The 23217-nt window shown below is 56.9% G+C and carries 23 protein-coding genes and 1 other annotated feature; of the genes, 17 read left to right on the top strand and 6 right to left on the bottom strand.

Annotation, left to right across the window (positions count from 1 at the left end):
- Nucleotides 1-158: 158 nt before the first annotated feature.
- Both sltY and trpR read left to right on the top strand, forming a co-directional pair.
- Complete coding sequence (gene sltY / locus EDF73_RS15505) at nt 159-2096, top strand: murein transglycosylase (RefSeq protein WP_132729987.1); 1938 nt, start codon at nt 159-161, stop codon at nt 2094-2096.
- A 154-nt stretch (nt 2097-2250) separates the two neighbouring features.
- On the top strand, nt 2251-2577 hold the full coding sequence (gene trpR / locus EDF73_RS15500; protein WP_132729986.1) for a trp operon repressor: 327 nt from the start codon (nt 2251-2253) through the stop codon (nt 2575-2577).
- Here trpR and yjjX read toward each other — a convergent pair.
- The gene (gene yjjX / locus EDF73_RS15495) at nt 2564-3079 is read right to left on the bottom strand and encodes an inosine/xanthosine triphosphatase (protein WP_132729985.1); all 516 of its coding nucleotides are present in this window, start codon (nt 3077-3079) and stop codon (nt 2564-2566) included. The genes trpR and yjjX overlap by 14 nt on opposite strands.
- A 112-nt stretch (nt 3080-3191) precedes the next feature.
- On the opposite strand from yjjX, the gene gpmB reads away from it, so the two are divergent.
- The gene (gene gpmB / locus EDF73_RS15490; protein WP_132729984.1) at nt 3192-3839 is read left to right on the top strand and encodes a 2,3-diphosphoglycerate-dependent phosphoglycerate mutase GpmB; all 648 of its coding nucleotides are present in this window, start codon (nt 3192-3194) and stop codon (nt 3837-3839) included.
- Here gpmB and robA read toward each other — a convergent pair.
- Nucleotides 3836-4705 carry an MDR efflux pump AcrAB transcriptional activator RobA gene (robA, locus tag EDF73_RS15485; protein WP_132729983.1) on the bottom strand — a complete coding sequence of 290 codons (870 nt, stop codon included), beginning with the start codon at nt 4703-4705 and terminating at the stop codon, nt 3836-3838. The two genes, gpmB and robA, sit on opposite strands and share 4 nt — an antisense overlap.
- A gap of 209 nt (nt 4706-4914) precedes the next feature.
- On the opposite strand from robA, the gene creA reads away from it, so the two are divergent.
- The 4 genes from creA to creD are packed head-to-tail and all read left to right on the top strand — an operon-like array spanning nt 4915 to nt 8927.
- Complete coding sequence (creA, locus tag EDF73_RS15480) at nt 4915-5388, top strand: protein CreA (protein ID WP_132729982.1); 474 nt, start codon at nt 4915-4917, stop codon at nt 5386-5388.
- A gap of 12 nt (nt 5389-5400) precedes the next feature.
- Entirely contained in the window at nt 5401-6090 is a 690-nt protein-coding gene (gene creB / locus EDF73_RS15475; RefSeq protein WP_132729981.1) for a two-component system response regulator CreB, read from the top strand.
- Nucleotides 6090-7514: a two-component system sensor histidine kinase CreC gene (gene creC, locus EDF73_RS15470; protein ID WP_132729980.1), complete on the top strand. Its 1425-nt coding sequence runs from the start codon at nt 6090-6092 to the stop codon at nt 7512-7514. Before creB ends, creC begins: the two co-directional genes overlap by 1 nt.
- Before the next feature lie 57 nt (nt 7515-7571).
- Nucleotides 7572-8927, top strand: a complete 1356-nt coding sequence (gene creD, locus EDF73_RS15465) for a cell envelope integrity protein CreD (RefSeq protein ID WP_165905725.1) — start codon at nt 7572-7574, stop codon at nt 8925-8927.
- 53 nt (nt 8928-8980) lie between these two features.
- Here the strand turns inward: creD and arcA are convergent, their stop codons facing one another.
- Nucleotides 8981-9697, bottom strand: a complete 717-nt coding sequence (arcA, locus tag EDF73_RS15460; protein WP_002887843.1) for a two-component system response regulator ArcA — start codon at nt 9695-9697, stop codon at nt 8981-8983.
- 95 nt (nt 9698-9792) lie between these two features.
- On the opposite strand from arcA, the gene yjjY reads away from it, so the two are divergent.
- The 7 genes from yjjY to EDF73_RS15425 all read left to right on the top strand — a co-directional run bounded on the left by yjjY (nt 9793) and on the right by EDF73_RS15425 (nt 16561).
- Nucleotides 9793-9933: a protein YjjY gene (yjjY, locus tag EDF73_RS15455; RefSeq protein ID WP_049268126.1), complete on the top strand. Its 141-nt coding sequence runs from the start codon at nt 9793-9795 to the stop codon at nt 9931-9933.
- 396 nt (nt 9934-10329) lie between these two features.
- Entirely contained in the window at nt 10330-11016 is a 687-nt protein-coding gene (locus EDF73_RS15450) for a tRNA/rRNA methyltransferase (protein ID WP_132729979.1), read from the top strand.
- A 212-nt stretch (nt 11017-11228) separates the two neighbouring features.
- Nucleotides 11229-11297 carry a thr operon leader peptide gene (gene thrL, locus EDF73_RS15445; protein ID WP_132730089.1) on the top strand — a complete coding sequence of 23 codons (69 nt, stop codon included), beginning with the start codon at nt 11229-11231 and terminating at the stop codon, nt 11295-11297.
- Nucleotides 11236-11353, top strand: a sequence feature (Thr leader region). (Overlaps the previous gene by 62 nt.)
- A gap of 25 nt (nt 11354-11378) precedes the next feature.
- Nucleotides 11379-13841 (top strand): bifunctional aspartate kinase/homoserine dehydrogenase I, encoded by a 2463-nt coding sequence (thrA, locus tag EDF73_RS15440; protein WP_132729978.1) that lies wholly within the window; start codon nt 11379-11381, stop codon nt 13839-13841.
- 1 nt (nt 13842) lies between these two features.
- Nucleotides 13843-14772, top strand: coding sequence for a homoserine kinase (gene thrB / locus EDF73_RS15435; protein ID WP_132729977.1), 930 nt, complete (start codon nt 13843-13845; stop codon nt 14770-14772).
- Between the two features lie 3 nt (nt 14773-14775).
- Complete coding sequence (thrC, locus tag EDF73_RS15430; RefSeq protein ID WP_132729976.1) at nt 14776-16062, top strand: threonine synthase; 1287 nt, start codon at nt 14776-14778, stop codon at nt 16060-16062.
- A 223-nt stretch (nt 16063-16285) separates the two neighbouring features.
- Complete coding sequence (locus EDF73_RS15425; protein WP_132729975.1) at nt 16286-16561, top strand: DUF2502 domain-containing protein; 276 nt, start codon at nt 16286-16288, stop codon at nt 16559-16561.
- Nucleotides 16562-16599: 38 nt separating this feature from the next.
- Here EDF73_RS15425 and yaaA read toward each other — a convergent pair whose 3' ends face one another.
- Together yaaA and EDF73_RS15415 are read right to left on the bottom strand one after the other, a co-directional pair.
- Complete coding sequence (gene yaaA, locus EDF73_RS15420) at nt 16600-17373, bottom strand: peroxide stress protein YaaA (protein WP_132729974.1); 774 nt, start codon at nt 17371-17373, stop codon at nt 16600-16602.
- Between the two features lie 77 nt (nt 17374-17450).
- On the bottom strand, nt 17451-18881 hold the full coding sequence (locus EDF73_RS15415; protein ID WP_132729973.1) for a sodium:alanine symporter family protein: 1431 nt from the start codon (nt 18879-18881) through the stop codon (nt 17451-17453).
- Nucleotides 18882-19084: 203 nt separating this feature from the next.
- On the opposite strand from EDF73_RS15415, the gene tal reads away from it, so the two are divergent.
- The 3 genes from tal to EDF73_RS15400 all read left to right on the top strand — a co-directional run bounded on the left by tal (nt 19085) and on the right by EDF73_RS15400 (nt 22280).
- Nucleotides 19085-20038 carry a transaldolase gene (gene tal / locus EDF73_RS15410; RefSeq protein ID WP_132729972.1) on the top strand — a complete coding sequence of 318 codons (954 nt, stop codon included), beginning with the start codon at nt 19085-19087 and terminating at the stop codon, nt 20036-20038.
- Nucleotides 20039-20258: 220 nt separating this feature from the next.
- Nucleotides 20259-20846: a molybdopterin adenylyltransferase gene (gene mog, locus EDF73_RS15405; protein WP_132729971.1), complete on the top strand. Its 588-nt coding sequence runs from the start codon at nt 20259-20261 to the stop codon at nt 20844-20846.
- A gap of 123 nt (nt 20847-20969) precedes the next feature.
- The gene (locus EDF73_RS15400) at nt 20970-22280 is read left to right on the top strand and encodes an MFS transporter (protein WP_132729970.1); all 1311 of its coding nucleotides are present in this window, start codon (nt 20970-20972) and stop codon (nt 22278-22280) included.
- Nucleotides 22281-22327: 47 nt separating this feature from the next.
- On the opposite strand, the gene satP is transcribed toward EDF73_RS15400, so the two are convergent.
- Nucleotides 22328-22894 carry an acetate uptake transporter gene (satP, locus tag EDF73_RS15395; protein ID WP_132729969.1) on the bottom strand — a complete coding sequence of 189 codons (567 nt, stop codon included), beginning with the start codon at nt 22892-22894 and terminating at the stop codon, nt 22328-22330.
- Nucleotides 22895-23217: the final 323 nt, after the last annotated feature.

Here is a 23217-nt window from a genome sequence, read left to right as displayed (position 1 = left end):
GTTAATCCCAGAGAGGCGATGGGATTCACAGAAGAGTAAAAAAATGTCCAGGACGTGGCACGTTTGGCGTTGTCTGGTTAGCATATCTAAAGCGACACCGGGATATTTTACACGCGGCACGATGCTGCTCTGATGTACTTAATATAGAGGAAGAGCTTGTGGAAAAAGCCAAAACGATGGCATGGCGTCTGCTGGCGGCCAGCGTGAGTCTGCTGACGCTCAGCCAACTGGCGCATGCGGATTCACTGGATGAACAGCGCAGCCGCTACGCTCAAATTAAGCAGGCATGGGACAGCCGGCAGATGTCCATCGTCGATCAGCTGATGCCTACGCTAACCACCTATCCGCTATACCCCTATCTCCAGTACCGGCAGATTGCTGACGATCTGATGAACCAGCCGACGCTGGTGGTGAAAAACTTCATCGAAGCGAACCCGACGCTGCCGCCCGCGCGTTCCCTTAAATCGCGCTTCGTCAACGAGCTGGCGCGTCGTAGCGACTGGCAAGGACTGCTGGCGTTTAGTCCGGATAAGCCGGCCAGCACCGAGGCGCAGTGTAATTACTACTATGCGAAACTGAGCGTGGGCCAGGCGCAGGAAGCCTGGGAAGGGGCGAAAACGCTGTGGCTGAGCGGTAAAAGCCAGCCCAATGCCTGTGACGCGCTGTTTAGCGCCTGGCGATCTTCCGGCAAGCAGGACCCGTTGGCCTGGCTTGAGCGTATTCGCCTGGCGATGAAGGCGGGTAATACCGGCCTGGTCAGCGTGCTGGCGCAACAGATGCCGCCTGAATACCAGACGATTTCGTCCGCGGTGGTGGCGCTGGCCAATGATCCGAATACCGTGATGACCTTCGCCCGCACAACCGGGGCGACGGATTTCACCCGCCAGATGGCGGCGGTGGCGTTTGCCAGCGTCGCCCGCCAGGATGTAGAAAACGCCCGGCTGATGATCCCCTCGCTGGTGCAGGCCCAGCAGCTCAATGACGATCAAACCCAGGAACTTCGGGATATCGTCGCCTGGCGTCTGATGGGCAACGACGTGACCGAAGAACAGGCCGTCTGGCGCGATGACGCCATTATGCGTTCGCAATCCACCCCGCTGGTGGAACGACGGGTGCGGATGGCGCTGGGGATCGGCGATCGTCGCGGCCTGAATACCTGGCTGGCGCGCCTGCCGATGGAAGCGAAAGAGAAAGATGAGTGGCGCTACTGGCAGGCGGATCTGCTGCTGGAGCGCGGGCGCGATGACGAAGCGAAAGCGATCCTCCACTCGCTGATGCAGCAGCGCGGTTTCTATCCGATGATCGCCGCCCAGCGTCTGGGAGAGGAGTTTACCTTCCGGATCGATAAAGCGCCGGCCAACCTTGACTCTGCGTTGACCTCGGGGCCGGAAATGGCCCGGGTCCGCGAGCTGATGTACTGGAATATGGATAACACCGCCCGCAGTGAATGGGCGAACCTGGTGACCAGCCGGACCAAAGATCAGCAGGCGCAGCTGGCGCGCTACGCTTTCAACCAGCACTGGTGGGATCTCAGCGTTCAGGCCACGATCGCCGGAAAGCTATGGGATCAGTTGGAAGAGCGCTTCCCGCTGGCCTACAACGATCTCTTCTCGCGTTATATCAGCGGCAAAGATATCCCGCAGAGCTACGCGATGGCGATCGCCCGGCAGGAGAGCGCCTGGAATCCGAAAGTCCGCTCGCCGGTCGGCGCCAGCGGCCTGATGCAGATCATGCCGGGTACCGCGACCCATACGGTCAGCATGTTTAATCTCCCGGGCTACAGCGGCCCGTCACAGCTGCTGGATCCGGCAACCAATATCAATATTGGCACCAGCTATCTGCAATATGTTTATCAGCAGTTCGGTAACAACCGTATCTATGCCTCGGCGGCCTACAATGCCGGTCCCGGACGCGTGCGGACCTGGCAGGGCAATAGCGCCGGGCGCATCGATGCGGTGGCCTTCATCGAGAGCATTCCGTTCTCGGAAACCCGTGGCTACGTGAAGAACGTGCTCTCCTATGATGCGTACTACCGTTACTTTATGGGGCAGAATGGGCCGATGCTGAGCGATGCGGAGTGGAAGCAACGCTACTGATACTCGCCGTGATTCGCGCGTCGGAGAGCGGCATGCCGGCGATCCGGCGCGCGAAATCGATAGAGTATTGAACGGAGTATGTTATGCTTTGTACTCGTTAATGAGTACATTCGACAGGCGGCCACGGTCGCCTGCCTCAACATGGCGGCGTAACATGACCCAACAATCTCCATATTCAGCGGCAGTGGCCGAACAGCGTCATCAGGAATGGCTTCGCTTCGTAGCGTTACTCCAGCAGGCGTACGCCGACGATCTGCATCTGCCATTACTGCAATTAATGCTGACGCCCGATGAGCGCGAAGCGCTGGGCACGCGGGTGCGTATCATTGAAGAGTTATTGCGTGGCGAAATGAGCCAGCGCGAGCTCAAAAATGAGCTCGGCGCCGGGATTGCCACCATTACCCGCGGCTCCAACAGCCTGAAATCGGCCCCGCCCGAGCTGCGACAGTGGCTGGAACAGGCTCTGCTTAACGGTAAATAGGGTTATGGAACGGGCTTAACGCCAGCACCACCGCCTGGTGATAGACGCTGCTGCGGGTGAGTTTACCGGCGGTGAAGACGCCGATAGCGCCTTCTTTGCGGCCAATCTCATCAATACCGGTATGCTGCGACATCACCGGGCCTAATGCCTCACCGGCGCGAACCTGTTCCAGGATCACCGTCGGTAATGGCAACGTCGCCGATCGCGCTTCGCCGCGCTGATGGCGATCTTCAATCACCACCCAGCTGAAGGTGCTGCCGTCGTCGATCCCGGCTTCAATGGCGACCCAGAAATCGGCATTCGGCTGCGCAATACGTGCGTTGCTCACCCTGTTTCGTGCGCCAGCGCGCGTTTCCTCGTTACCAAATGGCTGTTCCGGTACGCCGCTCTCGACGGAGACGGACGCAATATGGCAGGATCCGGCGCCGAAGATCTCGTTAAACGCCTGCAGAATTGCCTGAATTTTGGCGGGATTGGTGGTAGCTGAGACAACATGGTGCATAATCAAACGACTCAGAATACATTAACGTCATCGCAGTATACTCCAAATCGTTTTCGCTGCAGGCACGGCGCCCGCAAGCGAAATTGTGAAGAGCACAGAACGGAAAAAACGCATGTTACAGGTACACCTAGTTCGCCACGGTGAAACGCAGTGGAACGCCGAGCGACGTATTCAGGGCCAGTCCGACAGCCCGCTAACCGCCCACGGCGAACGTCAGGCCTGGCAGGTCGGCGAGCGCGCCAGATCGCTGGGTATTACGCATATTATTGCCAGTGATTTGGGGCGTACGCGCCGGACGGCGGAAATTATCGCGGAAGCCTGCGGCTGCGGCGTTACCCTTGATTCGCGGCTGCGCGAGCTGGATATGGGGGTTCTTGAGAAGCGCCATATCGACTCGCTGAGTGAAGAAGAAGAGGAGTGGCGTCGTCGGCTGGTAAATGGCACCCCGGACGGCCGTATTCCACAAGGCGAGTCGATGCAGGAGCTGAGCGAACGGATGCATGCCGCGCTGGCGTCCTGCCTGGATCTGCCTGCCGGGAGCCGACCGCTGCTGGTGAGCCACGGCATCGCGTTGGGCTGCCTGGTCAGTACGATTCTCGGTCTGCCCGCGCATGCGGAACGCCGCCTGCGTTTGCGTAACTGCTCAATTTCACGGGTGGATTATCAGCAGAGTCTGTGGTTGGCATCGGGCTGGGTCGTGGAAACGGCGGGGGATGTGTCGCATCTTGACGCCCCCGCGTTGGATGAGCTGCAGCGTTAACGACGAATCGGGATCAGGTACTCACAACGCAGTTGAATCGGCGTGTCCTGATCCCGGCTTTCATCCTCCGGGAAGAAGCGTTCAATATCCAGCCCCTTGCGGCGGGTCAGGTTGAGCATTGGCATGCAGGTGCCATACACCGTCAGGATAAACTCCTGCAATCCGGTCCCTGGCCCTTCGTAGGTGAACATCACATACTCTCCGCCTTCCAGAACGATCGGCTGGGAGTTGTGCAGGTGGCCGTTCGCCATCTCCGGCATCAGCGCGGTGGTATAGAAGACCTCCTGCTCGTCGTCTTTTTCAAGGCTCGGACGCGGTTCGTGCAGGCCGTACAGCAGCGGCGGGATTGACGGCGAATTGCCGAGGAAATCACGCCAGAACTGCACGCGCATCTGGGTACGGAAGTCAGAGATCTCTTCGAGCTTGCAGGTGTAGCTCTGGGTCACGCCGATCAACTGGGTATTGCTTAGCGTGACGAACTCATGCTTCGGCATGGCGAACTCGCCCAGACGCAGCGGAGGACGCATACCATAGGAGCTCCAGTCAGGGGAGCGGCGGTACAGCGCCGGCGTTAAAGAAAACTGTTTCTTAAACGCGCGGGTGAAAGTCTGCTGTGAGTCAAAACGATACTGCAGCGCAATATCAAGAATCGGGCGGGCAGTCAGGCGCAGGGCGACCGCTGATTTTGACAGGCGACGAGCGCGGATATAGGCACCTATGGCATGGCCGGTCACGTCTTTAAACATTCTTTGCAAATGCCACTTGGAATAACCCGCCTTTGCCGCCACATTGTCCAGTGACAGTGGCTGATCCAGGTGACCTTCTAACCAGCTAAGGAGATCGCGAATAATCCCTGCTTGATCCATAAAATGTCCTCATCCTTAAACTCAGGTAGCCTGCTACTAAGGTAGCGGATAATAGCATTTTTTGATGTTTTAGCATTCAGTGTTTTTTTTGCTTATAAATGCGATTTGTCAGTGGCGATGGTGAGGAATTTTGTAAAGCTGTGATCTATAAACATTTTCCACTGAGCAGAACGTCATCACTCCGCTAAATTCTAAAGAATGGTAACAATATGAAATACAAGAAGTTAGTAGCCGGGCTGTTTTTACTGGCCGGTTGTCAGGTCGCCCAGGCGGAACAAATTGGCTCCGTGGATACGGTATTCAAATTTTTTGGCCCGGACCATAAAATCGTCGTGGAAGCTTTTGACGATCCGGATGTGCAGAATGTGACGTGCTACATCAGCCGGGCGAAAACCGGCGGGATTAAGGGTGGCCTCGGGCTGGCGGAAGATACCTCTGATGCGGCCATTTCTTGCCAGCAGGTCGGGCCGATCGAGCTGAGTGATAAGATTAAGAACGGCAAGTCGCAGGGTGAGGTGGTGTTCCAGAAACGCACCTCGCTGGTGTTTAAAAAATTGCAGGTGGTACGCTTTTACGACAGTAAACGTAATGCGCTGATCTACATGAGCTATTCGGATAAAGTCGTCGACGGTTCGCCGAAGAACGCGCTCAGCGCCGTGCCGATCATGCCATGGAATAAATAACAGGGAACGCCGATGCAACAACCGCGGATCTGGTTGGTGGAAGATGAGCAGAGTATTGCTGATACGCTGGTCTATATGCTTCAGCAGGAAGGCTTTATCGTCAGCGTATTCGGGCGCGGGCTACCCGCGCTGGATGCCGCCCGCCAGCAGATCCCGGACCTGGCGATTCTGGATGTCGGTCTGCCGGATATCAGCGGCTTTGAGCTCTGCCGCCAGCTGCTGACGCGCTATCCGGCGTTACCGGTACTGTTCCTGACGGCGCGCAGCGAGGAGGTGGATAAGCTGCTGGGGCTCGAAATCGGCGCCGATGATTATATTGCCAAACCCTTTTCCCCGCGTGAAGTCTGCGCGCGAGTGCGCACCGTGTTACGCCGGTTGCAAAAGTTTTCCGCCCCTTCGCCACGGCTGCAGGTGGGCGAGTTTACCCTCAATGACGCCACCACTCAGGTGACCTGGTGCGGCCAACCGTTAACGCTGACCCGCTATGAATATCTGCTGCTAAAAACGCTGCTGCACGCCCCTGGCCGCGTTTTTTCCCGCCGGCAGCTGATGGAACGGGTGTGGAGCGATGCGCATGAGAGCTACGACCGTACCGTCGATACCCATATTAAAACCCTGCGCGCCAAACTGCGTGAGGTGAATCCTCATCTTTCGCCGATTAACACCCACCGCGGCATGGGGTATAGCCTGGGAGGCTTCTGATGCGCATCGGCATGCGGCTGCTGCTTGGCTACTTCCTGATTGTCGCCGTTGCGGCGTGGTTCGTCCTGTCGATTTTCGTTCAGGAGGTCAAACCCGGCGTACGCCGCGCAACGGAAGGTACGCTGATTGATACCGCAACGCTGCTGGCCGCGCTGGCGCGTGAAGACTTACTCGCCGCCAATCCGCAGCAGGGGCGTCTGGCCGAGGCCTTTCAGACGCTGCGCCAGCAGCCGCTCAACGCCAGTATTGCGGGGATTCGCAAAACCCGGAATGAATACCGCGTCTATCTGACCGACGCGCAGGGGAAAGTCGTTTTTGACTCGACAGGAGAAGCGGTGGGGCAGGACTACTCCCGCTGGAACGATGTCTGGCTGACGCTACGCGGCCAGTACGGCGCCCGCAGCACCCGAACTGACCCGGACGATCCGGACAGCTCAGCGATGTATATCGCCGCCCCGGTGACCGATAACGGTCGTATTATCGGCGTGCTGACCGTCAGTAAACCCAATCAGGCGATGGCTTCGGTGATTAAGCGCAGCGAACGTCGCATTTTGTGGGCCGGCGGGGCGCTGTTAGGGATTGCGCTGCTGATCGGCTCGGCGATGGTCTGGTGGATCAATTTTTCTATCGGCAAGCTGGTGCGCTACGCGGATTCCGTGACGGCCGATCGTCCGCTGCCGCTGCCTGCTGTTGGCAGCAGCGAACTGCGTAAACTGGCGCTGGCGCTCGAAAGCATGCGTATCAAACTGGAAGGTAAGCACGCGATTGAAAACTACGTCCATGCGCTGACGCATGAGCTAAAAAGCCCGCTGGCGGCAATCCGCGGCGCGGCGGAGATCCTGAGGGAAGGGCCGCCTCCGGCGGTTGCTGCACGCTTCACCGACAATATCCTCGCGCAAAATGCGCGCATGCAATCGCTGGTGGAAAAGCTGCTGCAGCAGGCGCGGCTGGAGAATCGTCTGGAGATTACGCCACGGCCGATCGCGGTGGCGCATCTTTTCCAGCGTCTGGCGCAGGAACGCGAGGTCGTGCTGGCGATGAAACATCTGCAACTGCGCTGCCAGGACAGGGCGTTGACCATGGAAGGGGATAGCGAGCTGTTGGCGCAGGCGTTGGGCAACCTGCTCGATAACGCGATCGACTTCACCCCGACGGGAGGCGAGATTGTGATGGCTGCCGAAGCGCGCGACGGGCGTATACAGCTGACGGTCAGCGACAACGGGAGCGGAGTTCCTGACTATGCTCTCGCGCGTATTTTTGAGCGTTTCTACTCCCTGCCGCGTGCGAATGGCCAAAAAAGCAGCGGCCTGGGGCTGGCTTTCGTCCACGAGGTGGCGCGATTGCATCAGGGCGAGATTCGGCTGGCGAATCGCCCGCAGGGGGGCGTGGTGGCCACCCTGCAACTTCACCGTCCCTTCACATAGCTTCAAACTCTCCCCACATAGCCGGACTAAGGTGAGGGCCTCACTAAGGAGAAGGCTATGTTGAAATCACCGTTGTTCTGGAAAATGAGCACCCTGTTGGGGTGCATTCTGTTGCTCTCTGTCCCGCTGATGATGGTCCGCCAGCTGATCGTTGAACGTGCGGATTATCATAACGATGTTGTTGATGCCTTAGAGAAAAGCACCAGCGGTTCGCAAAAGCTGGCGGGGCCGCTGATTGTCATTCCGGTGGTCGAAACCCTGACCCGTGTCGAGGGGAAAACAACGGTGAAATACCAGAATCGCTGGCTGCGCTACTGGTTACCTGAGTCGCTGGCGGTAAAGGGCAGGCAGAACGTGGAGACCCGCCAGATCGGTATTTATGAAGGGCAGCTGTGGCATAACGAGGTACAGTTTAACGCGCAGTTTGACCCGGCGCGGCTGGCGGATCTGCAGAAAGAGAACATAACCCTGGGGAGGCCATGTCTGGTGGTGAGCGTCAGCGATGCGCGCGGAATTGGCTCTATAACCGCTCCGGAAATCGACGGCGTCGCCTTGTCCGTCGAGCCGGGACCTGGGCTAAGCGGCAGCGGCGAGGGGATACATATGCCGATGCCGCCGCTCTCGTTACAGGCAAAGCCGCTGGCGCTGACGTTTGCGCTCAACCTGAGCGGCACCGGCAGCTTCTCGGTGGTTCCGCTCGGGCGTAACAGCGACCTGCAGATGACCAGCAACTGGCCGCATCCGGGATTCCTCGGCGATTTTTTGCCGCAACATCGTGAAATCAGCGCTTCGGGCTTTAGCGCCAGCTGGCAAAGCAGCTGGTTCGCTAACAACATGGCGCACTATTTCCCCGATGATGAAACCATCGAATGGCAGAGCCTGCCTGCGTTTAATGTCAGCGTTACCACTCCTGCCGACCAATATCAGCTGACCGACCGGGCAACAAAATATGCCATCTTGCTGATCGCGCTGACTTTTATGGCCTTTTTCGTCTTTGAAAGCTTAAGCGCCTGCCGTTTGCATCCGATGCAATATCTGCTGGTCGGTCTGTCGCTGGTGATGTTTTATCTGGTACTGCTGGCGCTCTCCGAGCACCTTGGCTTCACGCCGGCCTGGATTGTCGCCAGTCTGCTCGGCGCCGCTATCAATGGCGTTTACCTGCAGGCGGTGCTGAAAGGGTGGCGCAATAGCCTGCTGTTTGTCTGCTCGCTGCTGGCGCTGGATGGAGTGATGTGGACGCTGCTACGTTCGGAGGATAACGCCCTGCTGCTGGGGAGCGGTGTGTTGATGCTGGCGCTATCGGCGCTGATGTTCCTGACCCGGCGGGTTGACTGGTATACGCTATCCATGGCGAAACCGAAGGAGGATAAATCTGGCGGTGGCGGGAAGGATACGCTACGGATCGGCAAATAAAAAACGGCGCCAGGAGGCGCCGTTTTTACGTGGTGATGGCCGGAAAACGGATGTTATTCCTGCAGGTCGCCACAGAAGCGGTAACCTTCGCCGTGAATGGTGGCGATGATTTCCGGGGTATCCGGAGTGGACTCGAAGTGCTTACGAATGCGACGGATGGTCACGTCTACGGTGCGGTCGTGCGGCTTAAGCTCACGGCCGGTCATTTTCTTCAGCAGTTCAGCACGTGACTGGATTTTGCCCGGGTTTTCGCAGAAGTGCAGCATCGCGCGGAATTCACTGCGTGGCAGCTTGTACTGCTCGCCATTTGGGCTAACCAGCGAACGGCTATTGATATCCAGTTCCCATCCGTTGAACTTATAGCTTTCTACGCTGCGACGTTCTTCGCTCACGGTACCCAGGTTCATGGTACGAGAGAGCAGGTTGCGCGCGCGAATAGTCAGTTCACGAGGGTTAAACGGTTTAGTGATATAGTCATCAGCGCCGATTTCAAGGCCCAGAATCTTATCAACTTCGTTGTCGCGGCCGGTCAGGAACATCAGCGCGACGTCCGCCTGTTCACGCAGTTCACGCGCCAGCAGGAGACCATTTTTACCCGGCAGATTAATATCCATAATCACCAGGTTGATATCATTTTCAGACAGGATCTGATGCATTTCCGCGCCATCGGTCGCTTCGAACACATCATAACCTTCTGCTTCGAAAATACTTTTTAACGTGTTGCGTGTTACCAACTCGTCTTCAACGATAAGAATGTGCGGGGTCTGCATGTTTGCTACCTAAATTGCCAACTAAATCGAAACAGGAAGTACCAAAGTCCCTGACCTGCCTGGTGCATGTCGCAAATTAACATGTCCGGCGTAACATGACTAAAGTACGTAATTGCGTTCTTGATGCACTTTCCATCAACGTCAACAACATCATTAGCTTGGTCGTGGGTACTTTCCCTCTGGACCCGACGGTGTCAAAAACGGCTGTCATCCTAACCATTTTAACAGCAATATAACAGGCTAAGAGAGGCTGAACACCCAATAAAACTACGCTTCGTTGACATATATCAAATTCAATTGTAGCACGTTAACAGTCTTGTGAAATCATTGCATGGTAATGCCATTAATAGTCACAAATCTTACACAGCTCAAGTGGTTGCGCGGGTAAATTAGTAAATATGCTGAATCCAATATCCGTCGGGAGCGTTTGCCTTAAATCTCATTGGCAAACAGATGGATAAAAGCGTTCTGTTAACATACTCCGTGTCGAGGTTTGTTGGAAACAGTTTAGGCTTTTTTATGGGTAATAAACGGCAATTTTAGTGATTTTTGTTGCAATTTTGTAAATTTTCGCCGCGTAAAAATGGACATGCTTCCATTTTCGCCGCGTAAGAACGTAGAAGAGAGTCACAATGCGTGTATCTATTGTATTAGTCGCCCCGGCCAGGGCAGAGAATGTTGGCGCGGCGGCGCGGGCGATGAAAACGATGGGCTTTAGCGACATGCGCATCGTCGATAGCGATGCGCATCTGCAGCCTGCCGCGCGCTGGGTGGCGCATGGTTCTGGCGATATTCTCGATAATATCAGCACTTATCCCACCCTCGAGCAGGCGCTGCACGATGTCGACTTTACCGTCGCGACCACCGCCCGCAGCCGGGCGCGTTTTCATTACTACGCCACGCCGCAGCAGCTGTTGCCGCTGCTGGAAGAAAAAGCGCGCTGGATGAATCATGCCGCGCTGGTGTTTGGCCGCGAGGATTCCGGGCTGAGCAACGAGGAGCTGGCGCTCGCCGATGTCCTGACCGGGGTGCCGATGGTGGCGGACTATCCTTCGCTTAACTTAGGGCAATCGGTGATGGTTTATTGCTACCAGTTGACCTCTTTGCTGCAGCAGACGTCGGCCGCTTCCGCCTGCGCCGATGCAAATCAGCTGCAGGCATTACGCCTGCGCACTCACGATCTGTTGACCCGACTTGGCGTCTCTGCAGACACCAAACTCACCGACTGGCTGCAGCAGCGGATCGGGCTTTTGCAGCAGCGCGACACGGCGATGTTGCACCGATTGCTGCACGATATTGAAAAAAACCTACCAGAGTAAAGTGCTGATATAAGATTTTAGTATGGTTATATCTGCTGATAGCAAGCGCGATACTCCACAAATGCGCAGGAATTGTCAGGCCATTGTGGCGCATTGCCCAGGTGCCTGAGAACAGGCGAAATGTAAAAATTCGTTGACTTAAACCGGCAGATACTTTAACCAATATAGGCACAGGACACAGACAGATAAAAATTACAGAGTACACAACATCCATGAAACGCATCGGCATGATGACAACCATTATCACCATCACCATTACCACAGGTAACGGTGCGGGCTGACGCGTACAGGAAACACAGAAAAAAGCCCGCACCTGAACAGTGCGGGCTTTTTTTTCGACAAAAAATCTAGGGGTAACAACCATGCGCGTGTTGAAGTTCGGCGGTACATCAGTGGCAAATGCAGAACGTTTTCTGCGGGTTGCCGATATTCTGGAGAGCAATGCCAGGCAGGGGCAGGTAGCAACCGTCCTGTCTGCCCCGGCGAAAATCACCAACCATCTGGTCGCGATGATTGAAAAAACCATCGGCGGTCAGGACGCGCTCACCAATATCTCCGACGCCGAACGCATTTTTGCCGAACTGCTGCAGGGCCTCGCCGACGCGCAGCCGGGGTTTCCGCTGGCGCAGCTGAAAGCGTTTGTCGCACAAGAATTTGCCCAGATTAAACATGTCCTGCACGGTATCAGCCTGCTGGGCCAATGCCCTGATAGCGTCAACGCGGCGCTGATTTGCCGCGGCGAAAAGTTATCTATTGCCGTTATGGCAGGTCTGCTGGAAGCGCGCGGCCATAAAGTTAGCGTGATTAACCCCGTCGAAAAACTGCTGGCCGTGGGCCATTACCTTGAATCCACCGTTGATATCGCGGAGTCGACCCGCCGCATTGCCGCCAGCCACATTCCGGCCGATCATATGGTGCTGATGGCCGGGTTTACCGCCGGTAACGAGAAGGGGGAGCTGGTGGTGCTGGGGCGGAATGGCTCCGACTATTCCGCTGCCGTGCTGGCCGCCTGCCTGCGCGCCGACTGTTGTGAAATCTGGACCGATGTTGACGGCGTCTATACCTGCGACCCGCGTCAGGTTCCCGATGCGCGCCTGCTGAAGTCGATGTCTTACCAGGAGGCGATGGAGCTTTCCTACTTCGGCGCCAAAGTGCTGCATCCGCGTACCATTGCCCCTATCGCCCAGTTCCAGATCCCCTGCCTTATCAAAAACACCGGTAATCCGCAGGCGCCCGGCACGCTGATCGGCGCCAGTCTCGAGGAAGACGGTCTGCCGGTCAAAGGCATCTCCAACCTCAATAATATGGCGATGTTCAACGTCTCCGGCCCGGGGATGAAAGGGATGGTCGGTATGGCCGCCCGGGTCTTTGCCACCATGTCCCGCGCCGGGATTTCAGTGGTCCTGATCACCCAGTCCTCTTCGGAATACAGCATCAGCTTCTGCGTACCGCAGAGCGACTGCGCGCGCGCAAAACGGGTGATGGAAGAGGAGTTCTATCTGGAGCTGAAAGAGGGCCAGTTGGAGCCGCTGGCGATCATGGATCGTCTGGCGATCATCTCCGTCGTGGGCGACGGCATGCGCACGCTGCGCGGGATTTCCGCGAAGTTCTTCGCTGCGTTAGCCCGCGCCAATATCAATATTGTGGCGATTGCTCAGGGCTCTTCCGAGCGCTCGATTTCCGTAGTGGTCAGCAACGATGATGCGACCACCGGGGTGCGCGTGACCCACCAGATGCTGTTCAATACCGATCAGGTGATTGAAGTCTTTGTCATCGGCGTGGGCGGCGTGGGCGGCGCGCTGATTGAACAGATCAAGCGCCAGCAGGGCTGGCTGAAAAACAAGCATATCGACCTGCGCGTGTGCGGCGTGGCTAATTCACAGGCCCTGCTGACCAACGTCCACGGCCTGAATCTCGAAAACTGGCGGGCGGAGCTGGCGGAGGCGAAAGAGTCGCTGAACCTCGGGCGGCTGATTCGTCTGGTTAAAGAGTACCACCTGCTGAACCCGGTTATCGTTGACTGTACTTCCAGTCAGGCGGTCGCCGATCAGTACGCCGATTTCCTGCGCGAAGGTTTCCACGTGGTGACGCCGAACAAAAAGGCCAATACCTCGTCGCTGGATTATTATCATCAGCTGCGCCATGCTGCCAGCAGCTCACGGCGTAAATTCCTCTACGACACTAACGTGGGCGCCGGGCTGCCGGTGATTGAAAACCTGCAAAACCTGCTGAACGCCGGGGATGAACTGCTGCATTTCTCCGGGATACTGTCAGGCTCGCTGTCGTTTATCTTCGGTAAGCTGGATGAGGGGATGAATCTCTCCGAGGCGACAACCCTGGCGCGCACGATGGGCTATACCGAACCGGATCCGCGTGACGACCTTTCTGGCGTCGACGTTGCCCGTAAACTATTGATTCTGGCCCGTGAAACCGGCCGCGAGCTGGAGCTGTCGGATATCGTCGTCGAACCGGTATTGCCGGCGGAATTTGACGCCAGCGGCGATGTTGAGAGCTTTATGGCGCGTCTGCCCGCGCTGGATAACGAGTTTGCGTCACGCGTTGCCAAAGCGCGTGACGAAGGTAAAGTCTTGCGTTACGTCGGTAATATCGAAGAGGATGGCACCTGTCGGGTGAAAATTGCCGCCGTTGATGGTAACGATCCTCTGTTCAAAGTGAAAAACGGCGAGAACGCCCTGGCCTTTTACAGCCATTATTATCAGCCGCTGCCGCTGGTGCTGCGCGGTTATGGGGCGGGTAACGATGTCACGGCGGCCGGCGTGTTTGCTGACCTGTTGCGCACCCTGTCATGGAAGTTAGGAGTTTAAGATGGTCAAAGTATATGCCCCGGCTTCCAGTGCCAATATGAGCGTCGGGTTCGATGTGCTGGGCGCGGCGGTGACGCCGGTCGATGGCACGCTGCTGGGGGACAACGTCTCGGTAGAGGCGGCAGAAAGCTTCAGCCTGCAAAACGTCGGTCGTTTTGCCGCTAAATTACCTGCCGCGCCGCAGGAGAACATTGTTTATCAGTGCTGGGAGCGTTTTTGCCAGGAAATAGGCAAAAAAGTTCCGGTTTCGATGGTGCTGGAAAAGAACATGCCGATTGGCTCAGGACTCGGCTCCAGCGCCTGTTCGGTCGTTGCCGCGCTGGTAGCGATGAATGAATTCTGCGGTAAGCCGCTGAATGAAATGCGCATGCTGGCGCTGATGGGGGAGATGGAAGGGCGTATCTCCGGCAGCATCCACTATGACAACGTCGCTCCCTGCTATCTGGGCGGGATGCAGCTGATGATTGAAGAGAATGGCATCATCAGCCAGCAGATTCCGGGATTTGACGAGTGGCTATGGGTGCTGGCTTATCCGGGGATCAAAGTGTCGACGGCGGAAGCGCGCGCCATCCTCCCGGCGCAATATCGCCGCCAGGACTGTATCGCTCACGGGCGTCACCTGGCGGGCTTTATTCATGCCTGCTACACCCGCCAGTCGCAGCTGGCGGCGAAATTGATGAAAGATGTGATTGCCGAACCGTACCGCACCAAACTGCTGCCGGGCTTCAGTGAAGCGCGTCAGGCGGCAATGGAGATCGGCGCGCAGGCGTGCGGTATCTCTGGTTCTGGCCCAACGCTGTTTGCGTTGTGCGATAAGCCGGAAACCGCGCAACGCGTCGCGGAGTGGCTGGGCACGCACTATCTGCAAAATCAGGAAGGCTTTGTTCATATTTGCCGGCTGGACACGGCGGGCGCACGAGTAGTGGGATAACCAATGAAACTCTATAACTTAAAAGATCATAACGAACAGGTCAGCTTCGCGCAGGCCGTGACGCAGGGGCTGGGCAAGCAGCAAGGGCTGTTCTTTCCGCACGATCTGCCGGAATTTAGCCTGACTGAAATCGACGACATGCTGGAGATGGATTTGGCCTCCCGCAGCGCCACAATTCTGTCGGCCTTTATTGGCGACGAGATCCCGCAGGAGATCCTCAAACAGCGCATCGCCGCCGCTTTCACCTTCCCGGCTCCGGTCAGTAAGGTGCAGGATGACGTCGGCTGTCTGGAGCTGTTCCACGGCCCGACGCTGGCGTTTAAAGATTTCGGCGGCCGTTTTATGGCGCAGATGCTGACCCATATCGCCGGCGACAAACCGGTGACGATTCTGACGGCAACCTCAGGTGATACCGGCGCGGCGGTCGCGCACGCGTTTTACGGTCTGCCAAATGTGAAAGTCGTTATCCTCTATCCGCGCGGCAAGATCAGCCCGCTGCAGGAAAAACTGTTCTGTACCCTGGGCGGCAACATTGAAACCGTGGCGATTGATGGCGACTTCGATGCCTGTCAGGCGCTGGTAAAACAGGCCTTTGACGATGAAGAGTTGAAGGTCGCTCTGGGTCTGAATTCGGCGAACTCCATTAACATCAGCCGCCTGCTGGCGCAAATTTGCTACTACTTTGAAGCGGTGGCGCAGCTGCCGCAGGAAGCGCGTAACCAGCTGGTGATTTCCGTGCCGAGCGGTAACTTCGGCGATCTGACCGCGGGTCTGCTGGCGAAGTCTTTAGGCCTGCCGATTAAACGCTTTATTGCCGCCACCAACGCCAATGATACCGTGCCGCGTTTCCTGCAGGACGGCAACTGGGCGCCGAAAGCGACCCAGGCGACGCTGTCTAACGCGATGGACGTCAGCCAGCCGAACAACTGGCCGCGCGTGGAAGAGCTGTTCCGTCGCAAAGTCTGGCGTCTGAACGAGCTGGGCTATGCGGCGGTGGACGATGAAACCACCAAACAGGCGATGCGCGAGCTGAAAGCCATTGGCTACACCTCTGAGCCGCACGCAGCCATCGCCTGGCGCGCGCTGCGCGACCAGCTGCAGCCGGGTGAATATGGTCTGTTCCTCGGTACCGCGCATCCGGCGAAGTTCAAGGAGAGCGTTGAAGAGATCCTCCAGGAGACGCTGCCGCTGCCGAAAGAGCTGGCCGATCGCGCTGACCTGCCGCTGCTGTCGCATAATCTGCCGGCGGATTTCGCCGCGCTGCGTCAGCTGATGATGGGCAAAGCGTAACCGCGCTTATCCCTGCGCGTATTTCTCCAGCCGGACCTGAGCGTCCGGCTTTTTTAGCGGCAAAAAAGGAGAAATTATGCAGAAATCAGGCAGGGAAAATGGATGAATTACCAATAAATGCCGGACGTCAGAGATTAGGATTGCGGAGAATAACCAGCGGTGTTGTGGCGGGGTAATCTTTTGTTATCGGCCCGAACGGGGACTGTTAATTAAGGGGAAACCTATGTCAAAGCTGAAATCTGTGATCCTTGCGCTTTCGATGTCGCTGGTGGCTCCTGCGGTGGTACATGCAGCGGAAATTACGCTGGTTCCGGCGGTTAAACTGCAAATTGGCGATCGTGACAGCCACGGCAACTACTGGGATGGCGGCCACTGGCGCGATCATGCATGGTGGGGACGTCATTACGAGTGGCGCGATAACCGCTGGCGCCCGCATGATGAGCATCGCCATGACCACCATCGCGGCCGCGGAGCGGATCGCGACTGGCACCATCGCTAAACCGATTCCCCGGCCGCCGGCAGCGGCCGGGGAGCCCGCTAGCGCTCGTGGCGTTTAAAGACCATTTCACCGTTACCGGAGGCTTCTGAATCAAAGAAATAGCCTTCGCTGTCGAAGCCGGCAAGCTGTTCCGGCTGGGTTAGACGCTTCTCAATGATATAGCGGCTCATTAAACCGCGCGCCTTCTTGGCGTAGAAGCTAATGACCTTAAACTTACCGTTTTTCTCATCGAGGAACACCGGCTTAATGATTTGCCCCTGCAGCCGTTTGGTTTTCACCGAACGGAAGTATTCGTCGGAGGCGAGATTAATGACGATATCGTCGCCCTGGGCTTTCAGCGCCTGGTTTAGCGTGTCGGTAATCACGTCGCCCCAGAACTGGTAAAGATCTTTCCCGTTGGGGTTTTCCAGCTTAATGCCCATTTCCAGACGATAAGGCTGCATCAGATCCAGCGGGCGCAGCACACCATAGAGGCCGGAAAGCATGCGCAGATGCTGCTGGGCGAAATCAAAATCGGCTTCGCTGAGGGTTTCCGCCTGCAGTCCGGTATATACGTCGCCTTTAAAGGCCAGAATCGCCTGGCGAGCGTTTTGCGGGGTAAAGTCCGGGTGCCAGTCGTGAAAGCGGGTGGCGTTCAGATCCGCCAGTTTATCGCTGATGCTCATCAGCTTAGCGATCTGCGGCGCAGAGAGCTGGCGCGCGACGCCGATCAGCTGTTGCGAATACTCCAGCAGCTCAGGCTGAGTGTAACGTGTGGTCGCCAGCGGGCTGTGGTAGTCGAGCGTTTTGGCAGGTGAAATCAGAATCAACATATCCAGTCCTTGCAGGAGATTTTCCGTGACTTTAACAAAAAAAGGCCATGGTGGGATCGATAGCTGCGATTGCCGCGCTATTCGCGCGGCAGATCATCCCAGCTTCCCGGCGCCAGCTGCTGACGGATCTCCGGATAGCGCGTGGCGTCAAAGGTCGGCTGGACGCCGCGTCGCCGCTGGCTGAGATAATCGCCCGCCAGCAGCCGCACCGTCGGCGATAGCAGCAGGATCGCCGTCAGGTTGGTGATGGCCATCAGCGCCATAATGGTGTCCGCCAGCTGCCAGACGACCGGTAAACCGATCCGCGTCCCCATCAGTACCATCAGGATCGTCAGGATCCGCAGTCCCCAGATATGGCGAGGGCGATTAAGACGCAGGAATATCAGGTTATTTTCTGCGTAGATGTAGTTTGCGACGATAGAACTAAAGGCGAAGAGCAGCACGATGAAGGCGACGAAGCCGGCTCCCCAGCCGCCGATTAGCCCGCTCATGGCCTGCTGCAGAGCCTGGATACCATTGGCGGAATCTTCCGTGGCTCCGCGCGGGGCGAGCATGATAATCACCGCACTGGCGGTACAGATGACAATCGTATCAATAAATACGCCAATCATCTGCACAATTCCCTGCGCCGCCGGATGAGGTGGCCAGGAGGCCGCCGCCGCCGCTGCGTTAGGCGTCGAACCCATTCCCGCTTCGTTTGAGAACATGCCGCGTTGAAAACCGCTGGTTAATGCCTGACTGATGGTATAGCCCACCGCGCCGGCAGCGGCTTCCTGCCAGCCGAACGCACAGCGAAAAATGGTTTCGAAAATAGCCGGTAGCGCCGTGATATGCCAGAGGCCAATGAGCAGACTGGTGGCCACCCACAGCAGCGCCATGAGCGGCACGATCCACTGCATTAAGCGCGCCACGCCCCGCAGGCCGCGCGCGATCGTCAGCAGGGTTATCGCTGCCAGGAAGCCACCGGTGATAAGAACGGGAAAATCAAAAGCATAGGCCATTGCATTCGCCACTGAATTGGCCTGAACCGTGTTAAAAATAACCCCGTAGGCCAGCAGCAGGAGAATCGAAAATATCACCCCCATCCAGCGCATTCCTAAGCCTCGGGACATGTACCAGGCTGGGCCACCGCGAAATTGCCCCTGCTCATCGCGCTCTTTATACAGCTGGGCAAGGGAACATTCGGCAAAACTGCTGGCCATGCCGAGCAGCGCCGAGACCCACATCCAGAAGACGGCCCCGGGCCCGCCTGCGGCGATGGCCAGCGCAACGCCGGCAAGGTTGCCGCTACCGACCCGCGCGGCCAGGCTGGTACACAGGGCCTGAAAGGAGGTTAACCCGTGGGGCTGGGGCAGGAGGCTTTTTTTTAGACTTTTCCCAAACTGGCGAACATAACGAAACTGAATGAATTTCGTTCGCCAGGTAAACCAGACGCCAGCGCCCAGTAACAGATAAATCATTACCGAGCCCCAGAGTATTTCATTGATAAAAGAGAAAAAATCAGGCATTAAACATCCTCTTGTCCATGCCGGTACGCTACTGTAAGCGTTACCAATTCAGTGACAATCCCTTAACATTCAGAGAATTAATTCATCCAGTTTATCACACTCTGCGCTCTTGCATGGTCCGCAGTTGCGCTGAAGATGCAGCGTGTTATCATCTTGGCAGACCGGTTACATCCCCTTAACTGCTGTTTAAGAGAAACACTATCATGACGGATAAATTGACTTCTCTGCGTCAGTACACCACTGTCGTAGCTGATACCGGAGATATTGCGGCAATGAAGCTGTATCAGCCTCAGGATGCCACGACGAACCCTTCTTTGATTCTTGGCGCGGCTCAGATTCCTGAGTACCGTAAGCTGATTGATGACGCTGTTGTGTGGGCCCGCGGCCAGAGCAGCGATCGCGCGCAGCAGATTATCGATGCTTCCGATAAACTGGCGGTGAACATTGGTCTCGAAATCCTCAAGCTGATTCCAGGCCGTATTTCAACCGAAGTTGATGCGCGTCTCTCCTATGACACTCAGGCTTCCATCGCTAAAGCGAAACGCATCATCAAGCTGTACAACGAGGCCGGCATCGGTAACGATCGCATTCTGATTAAACTGGCTTCTACCTGGCAGGGCATTTGCGCCGCCGAGCAGCTGGAAAAAGAAGGCATCAACTGTAACCTGACTCTGCTGTTCTCCTTCGCTCAGGCTCGCGCTTGTGCGGAAGCGGGCGTATTCCTGATCTCGCCGTTCGTTGGCCGTATCCTCGACTGGTACAAAGCGAACACCGACAAGAAAGAGTACGCGCCGGCTGAAGATCCGGGCGTGGTTTCGGTGAGTGAAATCTATGAGTACTACAAGCAGCACGGTTACGAAACTGTCGTCATGGGCGCGAGCTTCCGTAACGTCGGCGAAATCCTCGAACTGGCCGGCTGTGACCGTCTGACCATCGCCCCGGCTCTGCTGAAAGAGCTGGCAGAAAGCGAAGGCGCTATCGAGCGTAAACTGGCGTTCAGCGGCGAAGTGAAAGCGCGCCCGGAACGTATCACCGAATCCCAGTTCCTGTGGCAGCACAACCAGGATCCGATGGCGGTAGACAAACTGGCGGAAGGTATCCGTAAGTTTGCGATCGACCAGGAAAAACTGGAAAAAATGATCGGCGATCTGCTGTAATCCCCCATGTGGCCGACGTTCGTCGGCCACATTAAACTGTCTGTCACGCTCCCCTCAGTGTATCATTCTGTTTATACTCGTCGTCTTTCAGGTTGCTGATGCGTTGGCTTTGCCCACTCGCCCGGTGATTGCATGATCAATGCTAGCTGGCCCTGGGTTCGCTGCCTTTTTGCACCTTAAAGCTCATAACGTCCCATGACACTGTTTGAACGGAATAACGATGAATACCTTACGAATCGGCTTAGTTTCCATTTCCGATCGCGCCTCCAGCGGCGTCTATCAGGATAAAGGCATCCCGGCGCTCGAAGAGTGGCTGGCGCGTGCGCTGACCACGCCTTTCGAGCTCCAGACCCGCTTAATCCCTGACGAACAGGTGATTATCGAGCAAACGCTGTGTGAGCTGGTTGACGAGATGGGCTGCCATCTGGTGTTAACCACCGGCGGTACCGGCCCCGCGCGGCGTGACGTCACGCCCGATGCGACGCTGGCCGTCGCCGATCGCATGATGCCGGGCTTCGGTGAGCAAATGCGCCAGGTTAGCCTACACTTCGTCCCGACGGCTATCCTTTCTCGTCAGGTTGGCGTGATCCGCAAACAGGCGCTGATTTTGAATTTGCCGGGTCAACCGAAAGCGATTCAGGAAACCCTTGAGGGGGTGAAAGACGCTGAGGGTCAGGTACTGGTGCAGGGGGTTTTTGCCAGTGTACCCTATTGTATACAGTTGCTTGAGGGCCCCTATGTCGAGACCGCAGCGGATGTCGTAGCAGCTTTTCGCCCAAAAAGCGCAAGGCGTGAAACTTTATCCTGAATTTGATCCATTCCTGACATAACCTGCATCGCTGGTGGTGTGCCGTTTTATTTACGATATAGTGTTTTTTATTTTACACCGTCGGTAAAACACCCTATACACCTCTGGATAAAGCGCTTTGTTATGTCACAAGATACCCGACCTCTGAATCGACAAGACTATAAAACTCTGACGCTGGCTGCCCTTGGCGGGGCGCTGGAGTTTTATGATTTCATTATCTTCGTTTTCTTTGCCGCCGTTGTCGGGGAGCTGTTCTTTCCGACGGATATCCCGGAATGGCTGCGTCAGGTGCAGACCTTCGGCATCTTTGCCGCTGGCTACCTGGCGCGTCCTCTTGGCGGCATTATCATGGCCCACTTCGGCGATCTGGTCGGGCGCAAGAAAATGTTTACCCTGAGCATTTTGCTGATGGCGCTGCCGACGCTGGCGATGGGTCTGCTGCCGACCTATGAGTCGATGGGGATCGTGGCGCCGCTGCTGCTGCTGCTGATGCGCATTCTGCAGGGTGCGGCTATCGGCGGTGAAGTACCCGGCGCGTGGGTGTTTGTGGCCGAGCACGTACCGGAAAAGCGCATCGGTATTGCCTGCGGCACCCTCACTGCCGGCCTGACGGTCGGTATACTGCTCGGTTCGGTGGTCGCGACGCTGATTAATACCAGCCTGACGCCGCAGGGGATCCATGACGGCGGCTGGCGCATTCCCTTCCTGTTAGGCGGCGTGTTTGGCCTGGTCGCCATGTATTTGCGTCGTTGGCTGCAGGAAACGCCGATATTCCTCGAGATGCAGCGGCGTAAAGCCCTGGCGCAGGAGCTGCCGGTTAAATCCGTGGTGCTGAAGCATCAGAAAGCGGTGGTGGTCTCTATGCTGCTGACCTGGCTCCTGTCCGCCGGCATCGTGGTGGTGATTCTGATGTCGCCGGTCTGGCTACAAAAGCACTACGGTTTTGCTCCGGCAGTCACCCTGCAGGCCAACAGCATTGCCACAATAATGCTGTGCATCGGCTGTTTGCTGGCGGGGCTGGCGGCGGATCGGTTTGGCGCCAGCCGGACTTTTATCGTCGGGAGCCTGTTGCTGGCGCTCTCCAGCTGGGCGTTTTATCACCTTGCGGGCAGCAGTCCGCAGCAGCTGTTCTTGCTGTATGGCACGGTGGGATTATGCGTCGGTGTGGTGGGAGCGGTGCCTTATGTGATGGTGCGCGCCTTCCCGGCGGCGGTGCGCTTTACCGGAATTTCGTTCTCCTATAACGTCTCTTACGCCATCTTTGGCGGCCTGACGCCGATTGCCGTCACGATGTTAATGGGCGTTTCGCCAATGGCTCCCGCCTGGTATGTACTGGCGCTTTCGCTGATGGGATTAGGATTGGGAATTTGGCTGCGCCAGGGAATGCATCGCGAAGCTACCGCTGAGACGGGGGAGTTACAGCGCCTGCCGTAACGTTCCGCGGGCAACCCCCTCGCTCCGTCGGGGCGAGGGGGTGTTTATCACAGTGGCGCGCCGATTGGCAGCACCGTACGGCCAAACTGCTCGTTCAGGACTTCAGCCATCGCCAGGTAAATGGCGCTACCGCCGCACACCAGGCCAAGGTAGCCCGCAATTTTGACGATACCTTCGTTATCCGCCAGATGACCGATTGCCAGCAGCGCAAACAGGACGGTCAGGCTCAGGAAGACGAATTGCAGCACCCGTGCGGCTTTCAGGGTGCCGAAGAACATAAACAGCGTGAAGACTCCCCATAGTCCGAGATACATGCCCAGGAAGTGCGCATTTGGCGCTTCTGCCAGGCCCATTTTCGGCATCAGAAGAATCGCGACCAACGTCAGCCAGAAGGCGCCGTAGGAGGTAAAAGCGGTTAAACCAAAGGTGTTGCCTTTTTTAAATTCCAGCAGGCCGGCGAAAATCTGCGCAATGCCGCCGTAAAAAATGCCCATCGCCAGGATAGCTACATCAAACGCGAACAGGCCGCTATTCGCCAGGTTAAGCAGAACAGTGGTCATGCCGAAGCCCATAAGGCCCAGCGGTGCCGGATTAGCCAACTTAGTGTTGCCCATAATTCCTCAGAATAATGATTAGAAAGGGAAGCATTACCCCGCCATACGGTGGCGGGGCGCGGCATAATAATGAGGCCCCGGATAACTGTCTATGATCTGGCGGGGTATTTTTCGCCAATTTACGCAGCGAACGCGTAATGCCGCTCATGGTTGATCGACGGGCAGAGGAGCGGGGCGTCGGGTGGCATGATGCTGAACAATGAACGCCGCTTTCCTGCCCGCTCCTGGCGTGGATATTCCCGCCCCCGTCCCGTCGGCGGCAATATAAAGATAAAAATTTTTTTGCCTCCCCCCTTGATGAAGCGGTGGGCGACCCCATCTTG

It is taken from the genome of Klebsiella sp. BIGb0138 (genome assembly GCF_004342285.1).
Lineage (GTDB): Bacteria > Pseudomonadota > Gammaproteobacteria > Enterobacterales > Enterobacteriaceae > Klebsiella.
Note: the sequence above shows the minus strand (reverse complement) of the source record. Positions and strands in the feature narration are given on the sequence as shown.